This is a genomic window from Streptomyces antimicrobicus (assembly GCF_020532625.1).
Lineage (GTDB): Bacteria > Actinomycetota > Actinomycetes > Streptomycetales > Streptomycetaceae > Streptomyces > Streptomyces antimicrobicus.
This window is the reverse complement of sequence record NZ_JAJAUY010000128.1, coordinates 1-16,914: the sequence shown is the minus strand read 5'-3', so window position 1 is coordinate 16,914 and position 16,914 is coordinate 1. Positions and strand designations below refer to the sequence as shown.

Sequence of the window (16,914 nt, the reverse complement as noted above, 5' to 3'; positions counted from 1 at the left end):
TCGTAGGCTCGAAGGCATGTCAGACGTGTACGCGGCCCGCCGAGGCCTGCTCCGCGAGCGGTGCGCCGCCGCGGGGACCGCCTCCGCTCTGATCACGCGTCCGGCCAACGTCCGCTACCTGGCCGGCGCCTGCCCCCGCGGCGCGGTCCTGCTCGTCGGGCCCGCCGAGGACGTGCTGCTCGCCCCGGGCGCGCCCACGGGCGAACCCGAGGAGGGCCGGCTCGACGAGCACCTGCGGGTGTCGGTCCTGACCACGCCCGGCGGTGACCCCGCGGTCGCCGGCGCCGACCTGGCCGCCGCCGGCCGGGCGGAGTCCCTGGCCGTCGAGGAGCACCACCTCACCGTGGCCCGCCACCGGGCCCTGCACTCGGTGGCCCCCCGGCTGCGGCTGTCCGACCTCGGCCACGCGGTGGAGCAGCAGCGCCTGGTGAAGGACGAGGAGGAGATCGCCTGCCTGCGGATCGCCGCGGAGATCGCCGACCAGGCGCTCGGCGAGCTGCTGGAGTCGATCCTGGTCGGGCGGACCGAACGGCACCTGGCCCTGGAGCTGGACCGCCGCCTGGTCGACCACGGCGCCGACGGCCCCGCCTTCCCCACCTCCGTCGGCACCGGCTCCCACTCCGGCCGGGGCCGGCACCGCCCCACCGACCGCCGGGTGGAGGAGGGCGACTTCCTCTCCGTCTGCCTCGGCGCGAACTACCGCGGCTACCGCTGCGAGATCGGCCGTACCTTCGTGATCGGCACCACCCCCGCCGACTGGCAGATCGAGCTCTACGACCTCGTCTTCGCCGCTCAGCGCGCCGGGCGCGAGGCCCTGGTGCCGGGAGCGGCGTACCGCGACGTCGACCACGCGGCCCGCTCCTTGCTGGACTCGGCCGGACACGGAGAGGCCCTGCCCCCGTGGACGGGACACGGCGTCGGCCTCGAAATCGACGAGGACCCGCAGCTTGCACCTACGGCAATGGGTAAACTGGACGCTTGCGTGCCGGTCACCGTCGAACCGGGGGTCCACCTCCCGGGCCGGGGCGGAGTCCGGATCGATGACACGCTCGTCGTACGCCCCGAGGCGGACGGCGGACCCGAGCTACTCACCATTACGACCAAGGAGCTGCTCGCGCTCTAGCTCCGCTGTGCGCGCACCTTCAGGTCTTATCGTCCAGGAGATTTGGCAACCGTGGCTTCCACGAACGACCTCAAGAACGGCATGGTGCTCAAGCTCGACGGGGGCCAGCTCTGGTCCGTCGTCGAGTTCCAGCACGTCAAGCCCGGCAAGGGCCCGGCCTTCGTGCGCACCAAGCTCAAGAACGTGCTGTCCGGCAAGGTCGTCGACAAGACCTTCAACGCCGGCGTGAAGGTCGACACGGCCACCATCGACCGCCGCGACATGCAGTTCTCCTACATGGACGGCGAGTACTTCGTCTTCATGGACATGGAGACCTACGACCAGCTGCACGTCGACAAGAAGGCCGTCGGCGACGCCGCCAACTTCCTGATCGAGGGCTTCACCGCGTCCGTGGCCCGCCACGAGGGCGAGGTGCTCTACGTCGAGCTGCCGGCCGCCGTCGAGCTGACCATCCAGCACACCGACCCGGGCGTCCAGGGCGACCGCTCCACCGGTGGCACCAAGCCCGCCACCCTGGAGACCGGCCACGAGATCCAGGTGCCGCTCTTCGTCACCACCGGTGAGAAGGTCAAGGTCGACACCCGCACCAGCGACTACCTCGGCCGGGTGAGCAGCTAACCGTGGCTGCCCGCAGCAACGCGCGCAAGCGCGCCTTCCAGATCCTGTTCGAGGCCGACCAGCGCGGGGTGCCCGTGCGCGAGGTCCTCGCGGACTGGATCCGTCACTCGCGGAACGACACGCGGCAGCCGCCCGTCAACGAGTTCACCATGAACCTCGTCGAGGGCTACGCCGACAAGGTCAGCCGCATCGACGAGCTGATCGCGACCTACGCGGTGGACTGGGACCTCGACCGGATGCCGGTCGCGGACCGGAACATCGTGCGCATCGGCGCCTACGAGCTGATCTGGGTCGACGAGACCCCGGACGCGGTGGCGATCGACGAGGCCGTGCAGCTCGCCAAGGAGTTCTCCACCGACGACTCCCCGGCGTTCGTGAACGGGCTGCTGGCCCGGTTCAAGGACCTCAAGCCGAGCCTGCGCCGCGGCGAGGACTGAACGGACTTCCTCCCCGGGGCACGGACACGGCAAGGGCCCGCAGCGCATCCGCGCGGCGGGCCCTTGCCGTGTCCGGTGCGGTGCCCGGACCCGCGGCCGCCGGGTGGTACGGAAAACGGCGGGGCCGGTGGGAGCGAGAAGCTCTCCCACCGGCCCCGCCGGTACGTTTCTGCTCGGGCCGCTCAGGCCCTGGAGGGTGCCGCTCAGGCTTCCTCGTGGGCCACCGCGCGGCGCGCGTCGGCGTCCAGCACACCCCAGCTGATCAGCTGCTCGGTGAGGACCGAGGGGGACTGGTCGTAGATCACGGCCAGGGTGCGCAGGTCGTCCTGGCGGATCGAGAGCACCTTGCCGTTGTAGTCGCCGCGCTGGCTCTGGATGGTGGCCGCGTAGCGCTGGAGCGGACCCGCCTTCTCGGCGGGCACGTGGGCCAGCCGCTCCAGGTCCAGACGCAGCTTCGGCGGCGGCTCGGCGGCGCCCCCGGGCGTGGTGCCCGGCAGCAGCTCCTGGACCGGCACCCCGTAGAAGTCAGCGAGCTCGGCCAGGCGCTGGACGGTCACGGCGCGGTCCCCGCGCTCGTACGACCCGACCACCACGGCCTTCCAACGGCCCTGCGACTTCTCCTCGACACCGTGGAGGGAGAGGCCCTGCTGGGTGCGGATGGCACGGAGCTTGGCCCCGAGCTGTTTGGCGTATTCGCTGGACATAACGCTCCCGGACGCTGTGACGCTGTTGACGCTGTGACGACATGAACGACGTGGACGACAGGCGGCTCCGCCGCGCGGCGTTGGTAACTCACTGTGAGGTTACGCAGCGTTACTTGGGCGCGTCAAGCCGAATGGTCTCCATGGACCCCTCAAGGGGGGTCCTCTCACGCCCCTGTGCAGGGTCACCCGCGGCGCCCTGGTAACGTTGCATGCGTACATCAGACGTCCTTTAAGGTCCGTCCCGTGAGGCGGAGAAGGAGGTCCTTCTTTCATGGACACCCAGGTCCCCCGGACCGCCGAGGCCGATGCCGTCCGCCCCGTTCTGGAGGCGCAGGACATCGCGCGGGTGCTGACCCGCATCGCCCACGAGATCGTCGAGCGCGCCAAGGGCGCCGACGACGTGGTGCTCCTCGGCATCCCCACCCGCGGCGTCTTCCTCGCCCGCAGGCTGGCCGCCAAGCTCGAAGAGATCACCGGTGCACAGGTCCCGGTCGGATCCCTCGACATCACCATGTACCGCGACGACCTGCGGATGAAGCCCGCCCGGGCGATCGGCCGTACCGAGATCCCCGGTGACGACATCGACGGGCGCCTCGTCGTCCTCGTCGACGACGTGCTGTTCTCCGGCCGCACCATCCGCGCCGCCCTCGACGCCCTCGGCGACCTCGGTCGCCCCCGTGCCGTGCAGCTGGCCGTCCTGGTCGACCGCGGTCACCGCGAGCTGCCCATCCGCGCCGACTACGTCGGCAAGAACCTCCCCACGTCGCTGCGGGAGACCGTCAAGGTCCAGCTCCAGGAGGAGGACGGCCGTGACGCCGTGCTGCTCGGCCAGCGGACCTCCCCGGCAGGCCTGCACTAGCCCGTTCGAGTGACGGGCCCGGCTGCCACGGCCGGGTCCGCGCCGACGCCTGCCTGCCCGCACCCCTCGCTGCCCGCACCCCTCGCCGCCCGCCTCCACCCTTGGGAGCACCCAGATGAAGCGCCACCTCATCTCGGCCGCCGACCTCACCCGCGACGACGCGGTCCTGATCCTCGACACCGCCGAGGAGATGGCCCGGATCGCCGACCGGCCCATCAAGAAGCTGCCGACTCTGCGCGGCCGTACGATCTGCAACCTCTTCTTCGAGGACTCCACCCGTACCCGCATCTCCTTCGAGGCCGCCGAGAAGCGCCTGTCCGCCGACGTGATCAACTTCGCGGCGAAGGGCTCCAGCGTCTCCAAGGGCGAGTCCCTGAAGGACACCGCCCAGACGCTGGAGGCGATGGGCGTCGACGCCGTCGTCATCCGGCACAGCGCCTCCGGCGCCCCCTACCGGCTGGCCACCTCCGGCTGGATCGACGCCCCGGTGATCAACGCGGGCGACGGCACCCACCAGCACCCCACGCAGGCCCTGCTCGACGCGTTCACCATGCGCCGCCGCCTGGTCGGCAAGGACGCCCTCGGCCAGGACCTCGCCGGCCGCCGCATCACGATCGTCGGTGACGTCCTGCACAGCCGGGTCGCCCGCTCCAACGTGGACCTGCTGCACACCCTCGGCGCCGAGGTCACCCTGGTGGCCCCGCCGACCCTGGTCCCGGTCGGCGTCGAGCGCTGGCCGTGCGAGGTGTCGTACAGCCTCGACGAGGTGCTGCCGAAGTCCGACGCGGTGATGATGCTGCGTGTGCAGCGCGAACGCATGAACGCCGCCTTCTTCCCCACCGAGCGGGAGTACTCCCGCCGCTACGGCCTCGACGGCGCCCGCATGGCGAAGATGCCCGAGCACGCGATCGTGATGCACCCCGGCCCGATGGTCCGCGGCATGGAGATCACCGCCGAGGTCGCCGACTCCGACCGCTGCACGGTCGTCGAGCAGGTCGCCAACGGCGTCTCCATCCGGATGGCCGTCCTTTACCTGCTGCTGGGCGGCTCCGAGCCCGCCGTCACCACCACGTCCGCCGCCCCGCGCACCGAGGAGAGCAAGTAACCATGAGTGAGACGACGAAGACTCTGATCCGTGGCGCGAAGGTGCTCGGCGGTGAGCCGCAGGACGTCCTGATCGACGGCGAGACCATCGCCGAGGTCGGCCAGAACCTGTCCGCCGAGGGCGCGACCGTCGTCGAGGCCGCCGGCCAGGTCCTCCTCCCCGGCCTCGTGGACCTGCACACCCACCTGCGCGAGCCCGGCCGCGAGGACTCCGAGACGGTCCTGACCGGCACCCGCGCCGCCGCCTCCGGCGGCTACACCGCGGTCTTCGCCATGGCGAACACCTTCCCCGTCGCCGACACCGCCGGCGTGGTGGAGCAGGTCTACCGGCTCGGCCAGGAGGCCGGCTACTGCGACGTGCAGCCCATCGGCGCCGTCACCATCGGCCTGGAGGGCAAGCAGCTCTCCGAGCTCGGCGCCATGCACGACTCCGCCGCCCGCGTGACCGTCTTCTCCGACGACGGCAAGTGCGTGGACGACGCCGTGATCATGCGCCGCGCCCTGGAGTACGTGAAGGCTTTCGGCGGTGTCGTCGCCCAGCACGCCCAGGAGCCCCGCCTGACCGAGGGCGCCCAGATGAACGAGGGCGTCGTCTCCGCCGAGCTGGGCCTGGGCGGCTGGCCGGCCGTCGCCGAGGAGTCGATCATCGCCCGCGACGTGCTGCTCGCCGAGCACGTCGGCTCCCGGGTGCACATCTGCCACCTCTCCACCGCCGGCAGCGTCGAGATCGTCCGCTGGGCCAAGTCCCGCGGCATCGACGTCACGGCCGAGGTCACCCCGCACCACCTGCTGCTGACCGACGAGCTGGTCCGCTCCTACAACCCGGTCTACAAGGTCAACCCGCCGCTGCGCACCGAGGCCGACGTGAGGGCCCTGCGCGAGGCGCTCGCCGACGGCACGATCGACATCGTCGCCACCGACCACGCCCCGCACCCGCACGAGGACAAGGACTGCGAGTGGGCCGCCGCCGCCATGGGCATGGTGGGCCTGGAGACCGCGCTGTCCGTGGTCCAGCAGACCATGGTCGAGACCGGACTGCTGGACTGGGCGGGCGTCGCCGAGCGGATGTCCTTCGCCCCGGCCCGCATCGGCAGCCTGGCCCACCACGGACGCCCCGTCTCGGCAGGTGAACCCGCGAACCTGACCCTGGTCGACACCTCGTACCGTGGTGTCGTGGACCCCGCGCACTTCGCCTCCCGCAGCCGCAACACGCCTTACGAGGGCCGTGAGCTGCCGGGTCGCGTCACTCACACCTTCCTGCGGGGCCGGGCAACGGTCGTGGACGGGAAACTCGCGTGACACCTGCAGTGATCCAACTGGCCGCCGAGGCCGCCGAACGTCGGTCGGCGGAGGTGACGGACTGGGGTGCCCGCATCGCGTGGGTGATCGGTCTGCTCGTCCTCGTCGCCTTCGTCTACTGGCTGATGCGGCAGGGCTGGAAATGGCGGGGGGCCCTGCAGAGCGATCTGCCCGAGCTCCCCGCCGCCCCCGAGGGCCTGCCCGCGCACCGGCTGGCCCTGACCGGCCGGTACCACGGGTCCACCACCGCCGGGCAGTGGCTCGACCGGATCGTCGCGCACGGCCTCGGCGTCCGCAGCCGCGTCGAGCTGACCCTCACCGACGCGGGCCTGGACGTGGTCCGTCCGGGGGCCACCGATTTCTTCGTACCGGCCGCTCAGCTGCGCGGCGCCCGCCTCGACAAGGGAATCGCGGGCAAGGTACTCACCGAGGGCGGTCTGCTCGTCGTCACCTGGGCGCACGGCGGCACGCTGATCGACTCCGGATTCCGCTCCGACCGCGCGGCCGAGCACACCGCCTGGGTCGAGGCGATCAACTCCATGAACCAGTTCACCACCACGACGGAAGGCGCCGAACGATGACGACCTCCACCAGGGGAGCGAAAGCTCCCGCCGTACTCGTCCTGGAGGACGGGCGGGTCTTCCGCGGCCGTGCCTACGGCGCCGTGGGGGAGACCTTCGGCGAGGCCGTGTTCTCCACCGGCATGACCGGCTACCAGGAGACCCTGACCGACCCCTCGTACCACCGCCAGGTCGTCGTGATGACCGCCCCGCACGTGGGCAACACCGGCGTCAACGACGAGGACCCGGAGTCCTCGCGCATCTGGGTCTCCGGCTACGTCGTCCGCGACCCCGCCCGCGTCCCGTCCAACTGGCGCTCGCGCCGCTCGCTGGACGAGGAGCTCGCCGCCCAGGGCGTCGTCGGGATCTCCGGCATCGACACCCGGGCCCTGACCCGCCACCTGCGCGAGCGCGGCGCCATGCGCGTGGGCATCTTCTCCGGCGAGGCCGTCGCCGAGGACACCGCGCTGCTGGCGAAGGTCCAGGCGCAGCCGCAGATGAAGGGCGCCGACCTTTCCGCCGAGGTCGCCACCAAGGAGGCGTACGTCGTCCCCGCGATCGGCGAGAAGCGCTTCACCGTGGCCGCGGTCGACCTCGGCATCAAGGGCATGACCCCGCACCGGATGGCCGAGCGCGGCATCGAGGTGCACGTGCTGCCCGCCACCGCCACCGTCGAGGACGTCTACGCCGTGAACCCCGACGGCGTGTTCTTCTCCAACGGCCCCGGCGACCCGGCCACCGCCGACCACGCCGTCTCCGTCATGCAGGGCGTGCTGGAGCGCCGGACCCCGCTGTTCGGCATCTGCTTCGGCAACCAGATCCTCGGCCGCGCGCTCGGCTTCGGCACCTACAAGCTGAAGTACGGCCACCGCGGCATCAACCAGCCGGTCCAGGACCGCACCACCGGCAAGGTCGAGGTCACCGCGCACAACCACGGCTTCGCCGTCGACGCGCCCCTCGACAAGGTCTCCGAGACCCCCTTCGGCCGTGCCGAGGTCTCCCACGTCTGCCTGAACGACGACGTGGTGGAGGGCCTCCAGCTGCTCGACCGGCCGGCCTTCAGCGTCCAGTACCACCCCGAGGCGGCCGCGGGCCCGCACGACGCCGCGTACCTGTTCGACCGCTTCGTTTCCCTGATGGAGGGCCAGCGTGCCTAAGCGCACCGATATCCAGTCCGTCCTGGTCATCGGCTCCGGCCCGATCGTCATCGGCCAGGCCGCCGAGTTCGACTACTCCGGGACCCAGGCCTGCCGGATCCTCAAGGCCGAGGGCCTGCGGGTCATCCTGGTGAACTCCAACCCCGCGACGATCATGACCGACCCGGAGATCGCCGACGCCACGTACGTCGAGCCGATCACCCCCGAGTTCGTCGAGAAGATCATCGCCAAGGAGCGCCCCGACGCGCTGCTGCCCACCCTCGGTGGCCAGACCGCCCTGAACACCGCCATCTCCATGCACGAGCAGGGTGTGCTGGAGAAGTACAACGTCGAGCTGATCGGCGCCAACGTCGAGGCGATCAACAAGGGCGAGGACCGCGACCTCTTCAAGGAGGTCGTGGAGCGGGTCCGCGAGAAGATCGGCCACGGCGAGTCCGCCCGCTCGGTCATCTGCCACTCCATGGACGACGTCCTCAAGGGCGTCGAGACCCTCGGTGGCTACCCGGTCGTCGTCCGCCCGTCCTTCACCATGGGCGGCGCCGGCTCCGGCTTCGCCCACGACGAGGAGGAGCTGCGCCGCATCGCGGGCCAGGGCCTGACGCTCTCCCCGACCACCGAGGTGCTCCTGGAGGAGTCCATCCTCGGCTGGAAGGAGTACGAGCTGGAGCTGATGCGCGACAAGGCCGACAACGTCGTGGTCGTCTGCTCCATCGAGAACTTCGACCCGATGGGCGTGCACACCGGTGACTCGATCACCGTCGCCCCGGCGATGACCCTCACCGACCGCGAGTACCAGCGCCTGCGGGACATCGGCATCGCGATCATCCGCGAGGTCGGCGTCGACACCGGCGGCTGCAACATCCAGTTCGCGGTGAACCCGGCCGACGGCCGGATCATCGTCATCGAGATGAACCCCCGCGTCTCGCGCTCCTCGGCGCTCGCCTCCAAGGCCACGGGCTTCCCGATCGCCAAGATCGCCGCGAAGCTGGCCGTCGGCTACACGCTGGACGAGATCCCCAACGACATCACCGAGAAGACGCCGGCCTCCTTCGAGCCGACCCTCGACTACGTCGTCGTCAAGGCCCCGCGCTTCGCCTTCGAGAAGTTCCCCGCCGCCGACGCCACCCTCACCACCACCATGAAGTCGGTGGGCGAGGCCATGGCCATCGGCCGCAACTTCACCGAGGCGCTCCAGAAGGCCCTGCGCTCCCTGGAGAAGAAGGGCAGCCAGTTCACCTTCACCGGTGAGCCCGGCGACAAGGACGCGCTGCTGCTCGCGGCGGTCCGCCCGACCGACGGCCGCATCAACACCGTCATGCAGGCCATCCGCGCCGGCGCCACCCAGGAGGAGGTGTTCGAGGCCACCAAGATCGACCCGTGGTTCGTCGACCAGCTCTTCCTGATCAAGGAGATCGCCGACGAGCTCGCCGCCGCCGAGAAGCTCGACCCCGAGCTGCTCGCCGAGGCCAAGCGGCACGGCTTCTCCGACGCCCAGATCGCCGAGATCCGCGGCCTGCGCGAGGACGTCGTCCGCGAGGTCCGCCACGCCCTGGGCATCCGCCCGGTCTACAAGACGGTCGACACCTGCGCCGCCGAGTTCGCCGCGAAGACCCCGTACTTCTACTCGTCCTACGACGAGGAGTCCGAGGTCGCGCCGCGCACCAAGCCCGCGGTGATCATCCTGGGCTCCGGCCCGAACCGCATCGGCCAGGGCATCGAGTTCGACTACTCCTGCGTCCACGCCTCCTTCGCCCTGAGCGACGCCGGCTACGAGACCGTGATGGTCAACTGCAACCCCGAGACCGTCTCGACCGACTACGACACCTCCGACCGCCTGTACTTCGAGCCGCTGACGCTGGAGGACGTGCTGGAGATCGTCCACGCCGAGTCGCTGGCCGGCCCGATCGCCGGTGTCGTGGTCCAGCTCGGCGGGCAGACCCCGCTGGGCCTGTCGCAGGCGCTGAAGGACAACGGCGTGCCGGTCGTGGGCACCTCCCCGGAGGCCATCCACGCCGCCGAGGACCGCGGCGCCTTCGGCCGCGTGCTCGCCGAGGCGGGCCTGCCCGCCCCCAAGCACGGCACCGCCACCACCTTCGCCGGAGCCAAGGCCATCGCCGACGAGATCGGCTACCCGGTCCTGGTCCGCCCGTCGTACGTGCTCGGCGGCCGCGGCATGGAGATCGTCTACGACGAGGCGCGCCTGGAGGCGTACATCGCCGAGTCCACCGAGATCTCCCCGACCCGCCCGGTGCTGGTCGACCGCTTCCTCGACGACGCCATCGAGATCGACGTGGACGCGCTCTACGACGGCGAGGAGCTCTACCTCGGTGGCGTCATGGAGCACATCGAGGAGGCCGGCATCCACTCCGGCGACTCGGCCTGCGCCCTGCCCCCGATCACCCTCGGCGGCTTCGACATCAAGCGCCTGCGCGCCTCCACCGAGGCCATCGCCAAGGGCGTCGGCGTGCGCGGCCTGATCAACATCCAGTTCGCGATGGCCGGCGACATCCTCTACGTGCTGGAGGCCAACCCGCGCGCGTCCCGGACCGTGCCCTTCACCTCGAAGGCCACCGCCGTCCCGCTCGCGAAGGCCGCCGCCCGCATCTCGCTCGGCGCCACCATCGCCGAGCTCCGCGAGGAGGGCCTGCTGCCGAGGACCGGCGACGGCGGCACCCTGCCGCTGGACGCGCCGATCTCGGTCAAGGAGGCCGTCATGCCGTGGTCGCGCTTCCGCGACATCCACGGCCGCGGCGTGGACACCGTCCTCGGCCCCGAGATGCGCTCCACCGGCGAGGTCATGGGCATCGACTCCGTCTTCGGCACGGCCTACGCCAAGTCGCAGGCCGGCGCCTACGGGCCGCTGCCGACCAAGGGACGGGCGTTCATCTCGGTCGCCAACCGCGACAAGCGCTCGATGATCTTCCCGGCCCGTGAGCTGATGGCGCACGGCTTCGAACTGCTGGCCACCTCCGGCACCGCCGAGGTGCTGCGCCGCAACGGCATCAACGCCACCGTGGTGCGCAAGCTCAGCGAGGGCGAGGGCCCGGGCGGTGAGAAGACCATCGTCCAGCTCATCCACGACGGCCAGGTCGACCTGATCGTCAACACCCCGTACGGCACCGGCGGCCGCCTCGACGGCTACGAGATCCGTACGGCGGCCGTCTCCCGCGGCGTCCCGTGCCTGACCACGGTCCAGGCCCTGGCCGCGGCCGTGCAGGGCATCGACGCGCTCAACCGCGGCGATGTGGGTGTCCGCTCGCTCCAGGAGCACGCGGACCAGCTGACCGCCGCCCGCGACTAGCAGCCCGTACGAGGCAGGGGGACACCGTCGAGCACCTACGGTGTCCCCCTCTTCATGAGCGCCGGAGGACCTTCCCCACCATGTACCGACTCTTCTTCCACCTGATCTTCAAGCGGATGGACCCGGAGCAGGCCCACCACCTGGCCTTCCGCTGGATCCGCCTGGCCGCCTCCGTACCGGTGCTGCGCACCTTCGTCGCGGCGTTCCTCGCCCCGCGCCACAAGGCGTTGCGCACCGAGGCCCTGGGCCTGCGGATGCACGGCCCGTTCGGCCTGGCCGCCGGCTTCGACAAGAACGCCGCCGCCGTCGACGGCATGGCCATGCTCGGCTTCGACCACGTCGAGATCGGCACCGTCACCGGTCGGGCCCAGCCCGGCAACCCCAAGAAGCGGCTGTTCCGGCTCGTGCCGGACCGGGCGCTGATCAACCGCATGGGCTTCAACAACGAGGGCTCCGAGGCCGTGGCGGCCCGCCTGGCCGCCCGCAGGGCCGTCTTCAGGACCGTGGTCGGCGTCAACATCGGCAAGACCAAGGTCGTGCCCGAGGCGGAGGCCGCTTCCGACTACGTGCTCTCCACCGAGCGCCTGGCCCCGTACGCCGACTACCTGGTCGTCAACGTCTCCTCCCCGAACACCCCGGGTCTGCGCAACCTCCAGGCCACCGAGTCGCTGCGGCCGCTGCTGACCGCCGTGCGCGAGGCGGCCGACCGCACGGTCACCGACCGCCGGGTGCCGCTGCTGGTCAAGATCGCCCCGGACCTGGCGGACGAGGACGTCGACGCGGTCGCCGACCTCGCCCTGGAGCTGGGCCTGGACGGCATCATCGCCACCAACACCACCGTCGCCCGCGAGGGCCTGGGCCTGAGGTCGGCGCCCGAGCTGGTCAAGGAGACCGGCGGCCTGTCCGGCGCCCCGCTCAAGGCACGCTCCCTGGAGGTGCTGCGCCGGCTGTACGCCCGCGTGGGCGACCGCCTGGTCCTGATCGGCGTGGGCGGCATCGAGAACGCCGAGGACGCCTGGCAGCGCATCCTGGCCGGCGCGACGCTGATCCAGGGCTACAGCGCCTTCATCTACGAGGGCCCCTGCTACGCCCGCGCCATCCACCGGGGCCTGGCCGAGCGCCTGGCCGCGAGCCCGTACGCCACGCTGGCCGAAGCGGTCGGCGCCGACACCCGGAAGGCCGGTCTGTGAGCACTGTGTCCCCCTTCGGTACCCGCCTGCGCGCCGCCATGGACGCGCGCGGCCCCCTCTGCGTCGGCATCGACCCGCACGCCGCGCTGCTGGCGCGCTGGGGCCTGGGCGACGACGTCGCGGGCCTGGAGCGCTTCTCGCGCACGGTCGTGGACGCCCTGGCCGACCAGGTCGCCGTCTTCAAGCCGCAGGCCGCGTTCTTCGAGCGGTTCGGCTCGCGCGGCATCGCCGTGCTGGAGCGGACCGTGGCCGACGCCCGCGCGGCGGGCACCCTGGTCCTGATGGACGCCAAGCGCGGTGACATCGGCTCGACCATGGCCGCGTACGCCGAGACCTTCCTGCGCCCGGACGCGCCGCTGTTCTCCGACGCCCTGACCGTCTCGCCGTACCTCGGCTACGGCTCGCTGCGCCCGGCCGTGGAGCTGGCGCGGGAGTCGGGCGCGGGGCTGTTCGTGCTGGCCCTGACCTCCAACCCGGAGGGCGGCGAGGTCCAGCGCGCGGTGCGCGAGGACGGCCGCAGCGTCGGCGCCACGATGCTGGCGCACCTCGCCGAGGAGAACGCCGGGGCCGCCCCGATGGGCTCCTTCGGCGCGGTGGTCGGGGCCACGCTCGGTGACCTGTCCTCGTTCGACCTGGAGATCAACGGGCCGCTGCTGGCGCCCGGCATCGGCGCCCAGGGGGCGACCGCGGCGGACCTGCCGAAGGTCTTCGGCGCGGCGGTCGGCAACGTGGTGCCGAACGTGTCCCGCGGGGTCCTGGGGCACGGTCCGGACGCCTCGGCCCTGCGTGCGGCGGCGGCGGCGTTCGCGGACGAGATCCGCGCGGCGGTCGCCGGCTGAGGGAGCCAGACCGGCCAAAAAGCCGGTCGGTTTGTCCGTGATGTACGGTTCAGTGGAGGCTGACCAGGACTTTTCGTCTGTTCTCGCTGACTGGAGCGGCCCAGGCCGCTAGTCTCCGAGCAGAGCGAACGAGCAGAACCGCTGCACAGCAGCTGTTCGCGCGCTTGTTTGGTGTGGCACCCCAGGGGTTGCCCACCGGTCCGTATCCGACAGTTCGACATCCGAGGTGACGTAGGCGTGGCTCTTCCGCCCCTTACCCCCGAACAGCGCGCAGCCGCGCTCGAGAAGGCCGCCGCGGCTCGCCGGGCGCGGGCCGAGGTGAAGAATCGACTCAAGCACTCCGGCGCCTCCCTCCACGAGGTCATCGAGCAGGGCCAGAAGGACGACGTCATCGGCAAGATGAAGGTCTCCGCCCTGCTGGAGTCCCTGCCGGGCGTGGGCAAGGTCCGCGCCAAGCAGATCATGGAGCGCCTCGGCATCTCCGAGTCCCGGCGTGTCCGAGGTCTCGGTTCCAACCAGATCGCCTCCCTGGAGCGTGAGTTCGGCGGCAGCGGCGCCTGAGGCGCCGCCCGAAGAGCTCCCGGCGTTCCCGGGCAGTCCCGGGAACCTGGATAATCGCTTCATGGCAGCAGAGGTTCGTCCGCGGCTGACCGTGCTCTCCGGCCCCTCGGGGGTCGGCAAGAGCACGGTCGTCGCGCATATGCGTAAGGTCCACCCGGAGGTATGGCTCTCGGTGTCGGCCACCACCCGTAAGCCGCGACCCGGCGAGCAGGGCGGTGTGCACTACTTCTTCGTCACCGACGACGAGTTCGACAAGCTCGTCGCCAACGGTGAGCTGCTGGAGTGGGCCGAGTTCGCCGGCAACCGCTACGGCACCCCCCGAGCGGCGGTGATGGAGCGGCTGGACCGGGGTGAGCCGGTGCTGCTGGAGATCGACCTGCAGGGCGCGCGGCTGGTCCGCGAGTCCATGCCGGAGGCGCAGCTGGTCTTCCTGGCCCCGCCGAGCTGGGAGGAGCTGGTACGCCGGCTCACCGGCCGGGGCACCGAGTCGCAGGAGGTCATCGAGCGCCGCCTGGAGGCTGCCAAGACCGAGCTCGCCGCCGAGGCCGAGTTCGACACGACCCTGGTCAACACCTCCGTCGAGGACGTGGCGCGTGAGCTGCTAGCCTTGATGGCAGTTGTCTGATCTTGTCAGATCTTTTATCCCACTTCGGAAGGTAGAGCGTGTCCTCTTCCATCACCGCGCCCGAGGGCATCATCAACCCGCCGATCGACGAGCTGCTCGAGGCGACCGACTCCAAGTACAGCCTCGTGATCTACGCGGCCAAGCGTGCCCGCCAGATCAACGCCTACTACTCGCAGCTCGGCGAGGGCCTGCTGGAGTACGTCGGCCCGCTGGTGGACACCCACGTCCACGAGAAGCCGCTCTCCATCGCCCTGCGCGAGATCAACGCGGGTCTGCTGACCTCCGAGGCCATCGAGGCCCCGGCCCAGTAAGGCACGACATCCTTCATCCCAGGCCCGGCAGCCCCGCTGCCGGGCCTGTGGTGTGTCATAGGAACGACGAAGTGCGACGACGAGAAGCGGGAGACGCAGTGGACAAGCCGAAGGTCGTGCTGGGGGTCAGCGGGGGCATCGCCGCGTACAAGGCGTGCGAGCTGCTGCGCCGGCTGACCGAGTCCGGACACGACGTACGGGTGGTGCCGACCGCCTCGGCGCTGAACTTCGTCGGCGAGGCCACCTGGGCCGCACTCTCCGGCCACCCGGCCGGCACCGAGGTCTGGGAGAGCGTCCACGAGGTCCCGCACGTGCGGATCGGCCAGGGCGCCGACCTGGTCGTCGTCGCCCCCGCCACCGCCGACCTGCTGGCCAAGGCCGCCCACGGGCTCGCCGACGACCTGCTGACGAACACGCTCCTCACCGCCCGCTGCCCGGTCGTGTTCGTGCCCGCCATGCACACCGAGATGTGGGAGCACCCGGCCACCCAGGAGAACGTGGCCACGCTGCGCCGGCGCGGCGCCGTGGTCGTCGAGCCCGCGGTCGGCCGGCTGACCGGCAAGGACACCGGCAAGGGCCGGCTGCCGGACCCCGAGGAGATCTACGAGGTCTGCCGCAGGGTGCTGGCCCGCGGCACGGCCGGACCGGACCTGGCCGGCCGGCACGTGGTGATCAGCGCCGGCGGCACCCGCGAGCCCCTGGACCCGGTGCGCTTCCTCGGCAACCGCTCCTCCGGCAAGCAGGGCTACGCCCTCGCCCGTACGGCCGCCGCCCGCGGCGCCCGCGTGACCCTGGTCGCGGCCAACACCGCGCTGCCCGACCCGGCCGGCGTGGACGTCGTCCGCGTGGGCACGGCCGTCCAGCTGCGGGAGGCCGTGCTGAAGGCCGCCACCGACGCGGACGCCGTGGTCATGGCCGCCGCGGTGGCCGACTTCCGGCCCGCCGAGTACGCCACCGGGAAGATCAAGAAGCAGGACGGGCAGGAGCCGGCGCCGGTCGTCCTGGTACGGAATCCGGACATCCTCGCGGAGATCTCGGCCGAGCGGCCGCGCGCCGGACAGGTCGTCGTCGGCTTCGCCGCCGAGACCGACGACGTCCTCGCCAACGGCCGGGCCAAGCTCCGCCGCAAGGGGTGCGACCTCCTCGTGGTCAACGAGGTCGGAGAGGCCAAGACCTTCGGTTCGGAGGAGAACGAGGCTGTGATCCTCGCCTCCGACGGTGCGGAGACGGCCGTGCCCCATGGACCCAAGGAAGCGCTGGCAGATCTGGTGTGGGACCAGGTCGTACCCCGTCTGGCCTGACGACGCGCGTGGCAGGACGGCCCTTTTCGCCGGCCGCTCCGTGGGCCAGAATGGAGTGCCGCAGGTCACAGGCCTCCCAGAACACGAGACAGGTGGTCCTGCGGTCGGTGCTGACCGATAAACTGCATCCGGAACGTGACCGGGCGCAGCCCCCGGTACTGTTCCGCCAAATGATCAGCCAGCAGCCGCTGCAACCCCAGGGAGCGTTGTGTCCCGTCGCCTGTTCACCTCGGAGTCCGTGACCGAGGGCCACCCCGACAAGATCGCTGACCAGATCAGCGACACGATCCTCGACGCTCTCCTGCGCGAGGACCCGACCTCCCGCGTGGCCGTGGAGACCCTCATCACCACGGGTCTCGTGCACATCGCGGGCGAGGTGACCACGAAGGCGTACGCGCCGATCGCGCAGCTCGTGCGCGAGAAGATCCTGGAGATCGGCTACGACTCCTCGAAGAAGGGCTTCGACGGCGCCTCCTGCGGCGTCTCGACGTCCATCGGCGCGCAGTCGCCCGACATCGCCCAGGGTGTCGACACGGCCTACGAGACCCGGGTCGAGGGCGACGAGGACGAGCTCGACCGCCAGGGTGCCGGCGACCAGGGCCTGATGTTCGGCTACGCCACCGACGAGACGCCGAACTTCATGCCGCTCCCGATCGAGCTGGCCCACCGCCTCTCGCGGCGGCTGACGGAGGTCCGCAAGAACGGCACCATCCCGTACCTGCGCCCCGACGGCAAGACCCAGGTCACCATCGAGTACGACGGCGACAAGCCGGTCCGCCTCGACACGGTCGTCGTCTCCTCGCAGCACGCGTCCGACATCGACCTGGACTCGCTGCTCGCGCCCGACATCCGCGAGTTCGTCGTCGAGCACGTCCTCAAGCAGCTCGTCGAGGACGGCATCAAGCTCGACACCGACGGCTACCGC

At 71.1% G+C, this 16,914-nt stretch carries 17 protein-coding genes; 16 read left to right on the top strand and 1 reads right to left on the bottom strand.

What is annotated here, in order from left to right; all coding sequences use genetic code 11:
• Positions 1–16: 16 nt before the first annotated feature.
• From LG632_RS24330 to nusB, 3 genes are read left to right on the top strand one after another with little or no spacing between them, the layout of a single operon-like run.
• Positions 17–1,123 (top strand): aminopeptidase P family protein, encoded by a 1,107-nt coding sequence (locus tag LG632_RS24330; protein WP_226729631.1) that lies wholly within the window; start codon positions 17–19, stop codon positions 1,121–1,123.
• Between the two features lie 51 nt (positions 1,124–1,174).
• Positions 1,175–1,741, top strand: coding sequence for an elongation factor P (gene efp, locus LG632_RS24325; RefSeq protein ID WP_125645024.1), 567 nt, complete (start codon positions 1,175–1,177; stop codon positions 1,739–1,741).
• 2 nt (positions 1,742–1,743) lie between these two features.
• Positions 1,744–2,178 (top strand): transcription antitermination factor NusB, encoded by a 435-nt coding sequence (gene nusB / locus LG632_RS24320; protein WP_226729629.1) that lies wholly within the window; start codon positions 1,744–1,746, stop codon positions 2,176–2,178.
• 203 nt (positions 2,179–2,381) lie between these two features.
• Here the strand turns inward: nusB and bldD are convergent, their stop codons facing one another.
• Positions 2,382–2,882, bottom strand: a complete 501-nt coding sequence (bldD, locus tag LG632_RS24315; protein WP_125645028.1) for a transcriptional regulator BldD — start codon at positions 2,880–2,882, stop codon at positions 2,382–2,384.
• Between the two features lie 271 nt (positions 2,883–3,153).
• On the opposite strand from bldD, the gene pyrR reads away from it, so the two are divergent.
• From pyrR to LG632_RS24250, 13 genes are all read left to right on the top strand, one after another.
• Positions 3,154–3,741, top strand: coding sequence for a bifunctional pyr operon transcriptional regulator/uracil phosphoribosyltransferase PyrR (gene pyrR / locus LG632_RS24310; RefSeq protein ID WP_226729628.1), 588 nt, complete (start codon positions 3,154–3,156; stop codon positions 3,739–3,741).
• A 115-nt stretch (positions 3,742–3,856) separates the two neighbouring features.
• Positions 3,857–4,846 carry an aspartate carbamoyltransferase catalytic subunit gene (locus tag LG632_RS24305; protein ID WP_226729626.1) on the top strand — a complete coding sequence of 330 codons (990 nt, stop codon included), beginning with the start codon at positions 3,857–3,859 and terminating at the stop codon, positions 4,844–4,846.
• A gap of 2 nt (positions 4,847–4,848) precedes the next feature.
• Entirely contained in the window at positions 4,849–6,144 is a 1,296-nt protein-coding gene (locus LG632_RS24300; protein WP_226729624.1) for a dihydroorotase, read from the top strand.
• Complete coding sequence (locus tag LG632_RS24295) at positions 6,141–6,725, top strand: PH-like domain-containing protein (protein WP_226729622.1); 585 nt, start codon at positions 6,141–6,143, stop codon at positions 6,723–6,725. The genes LG632_RS24300 and LG632_RS24295 overlap by 4 nt, the downstream gene beginning before the upstream one ends.
• A complete protein-coding gene (carA, locus tag LG632_RS24290) occupies positions 6,722–7,861 on the top strand; it encodes a glutamine-hydrolyzing carbamoyl-phosphate synthase small subunit (RefSeq protein WP_226729620.1) in 1,140 nt (379 codons plus the stop codon). Before LG632_RS24295 ends, carA begins: the two co-directional genes overlap by 4 nt.
• Positions 7,854–11,162, top strand: a complete 3,309-nt coding sequence (gene carB / locus LG632_RS24285; RefSeq protein ID WP_226729618.1) for a carbamoyl-phosphate synthase large subunit — start codon at positions 7,854–7,856, stop codon at positions 11,160–11,162. The genes carA and carB overlap by 8 nt, the downstream gene beginning before the upstream one ends.
• An 80-nt stretch (positions 11,163–11,242) precedes the next feature.
• Positions 11,243–12,352, top strand: coding sequence for a quinone-dependent dihydroorotate dehydrogenase (locus LG632_RS24280; RefSeq protein ID WP_226729616.1), 1,110 nt, complete (start codon positions 11,243–11,245; stop codon positions 12,350–12,352).
• Positions 12,349–13,191, top strand: coding sequence for an orotidine-5'-phosphate decarboxylase (gene pyrF, locus LG632_RS24275; RefSeq protein ID WP_226729615.1), 843 nt, complete (start codon positions 12,349–12,351; stop codon positions 13,189–13,191). The genes LG632_RS24280 and pyrF overlap by 4 nt, the downstream gene beginning before the upstream one ends.
• Positions 13,192–13,428: 237 nt before the next feature.
• The gene (mihF, locus tag LG632_RS24270) at positions 13,429–13,752 is read left to right on the top strand and encodes an integration host factor, actinobacterial type (RefSeq protein ID WP_125645044.1); all 324 of its coding nucleotides are present in this window, start codon (positions 13,429–13,431) and stop codon (positions 13,750–13,752) included.
• A 61-nt stretch (positions 13,753–13,813) separates the two neighbouring features.
• Positions 13,814–14,377, top strand: coding sequence for a guanylate kinase (gmk, locus tag LG632_RS24265; RefSeq protein ID WP_226729613.1), 564 nt, complete (start codon positions 13,814–13,816; stop codon positions 14,375–14,377).
• A 38-nt stretch (positions 14,378–14,415) separates the two neighbouring features.
• Complete coding sequence (rpoZ, locus tag LG632_RS24260; RefSeq protein ID WP_004948662.1) at positions 14,416–14,688, top strand: DNA-directed RNA polymerase subunit omega; 273 nt, start codon at positions 14,416–14,418, stop codon at positions 14,686–14,688.
• 98 nt (positions 14,689–14,786) lie between these two features.
• Positions 14,787–15,989, top strand: a complete 1,203-nt coding sequence (gene coaBC / locus LG632_RS24255; protein WP_226729611.1) for a bifunctional phosphopantothenoylcysteine decarboxylase/phosphopantothenate--cysteine ligase CoaBC — start codon at positions 14,787–14,789, stop codon at positions 15,987–15,989.
• A 208-nt stretch (positions 15,990–16,197) separates the two neighbouring features.
• On the top strand, positions 16,198–16,914 hold a 717-nt coding region (locus LG632_RS24250; protein WP_308109077.1), incomplete at its 3' end, for an S-adenosylmethionine synthetase N-terminal domain-containing protein.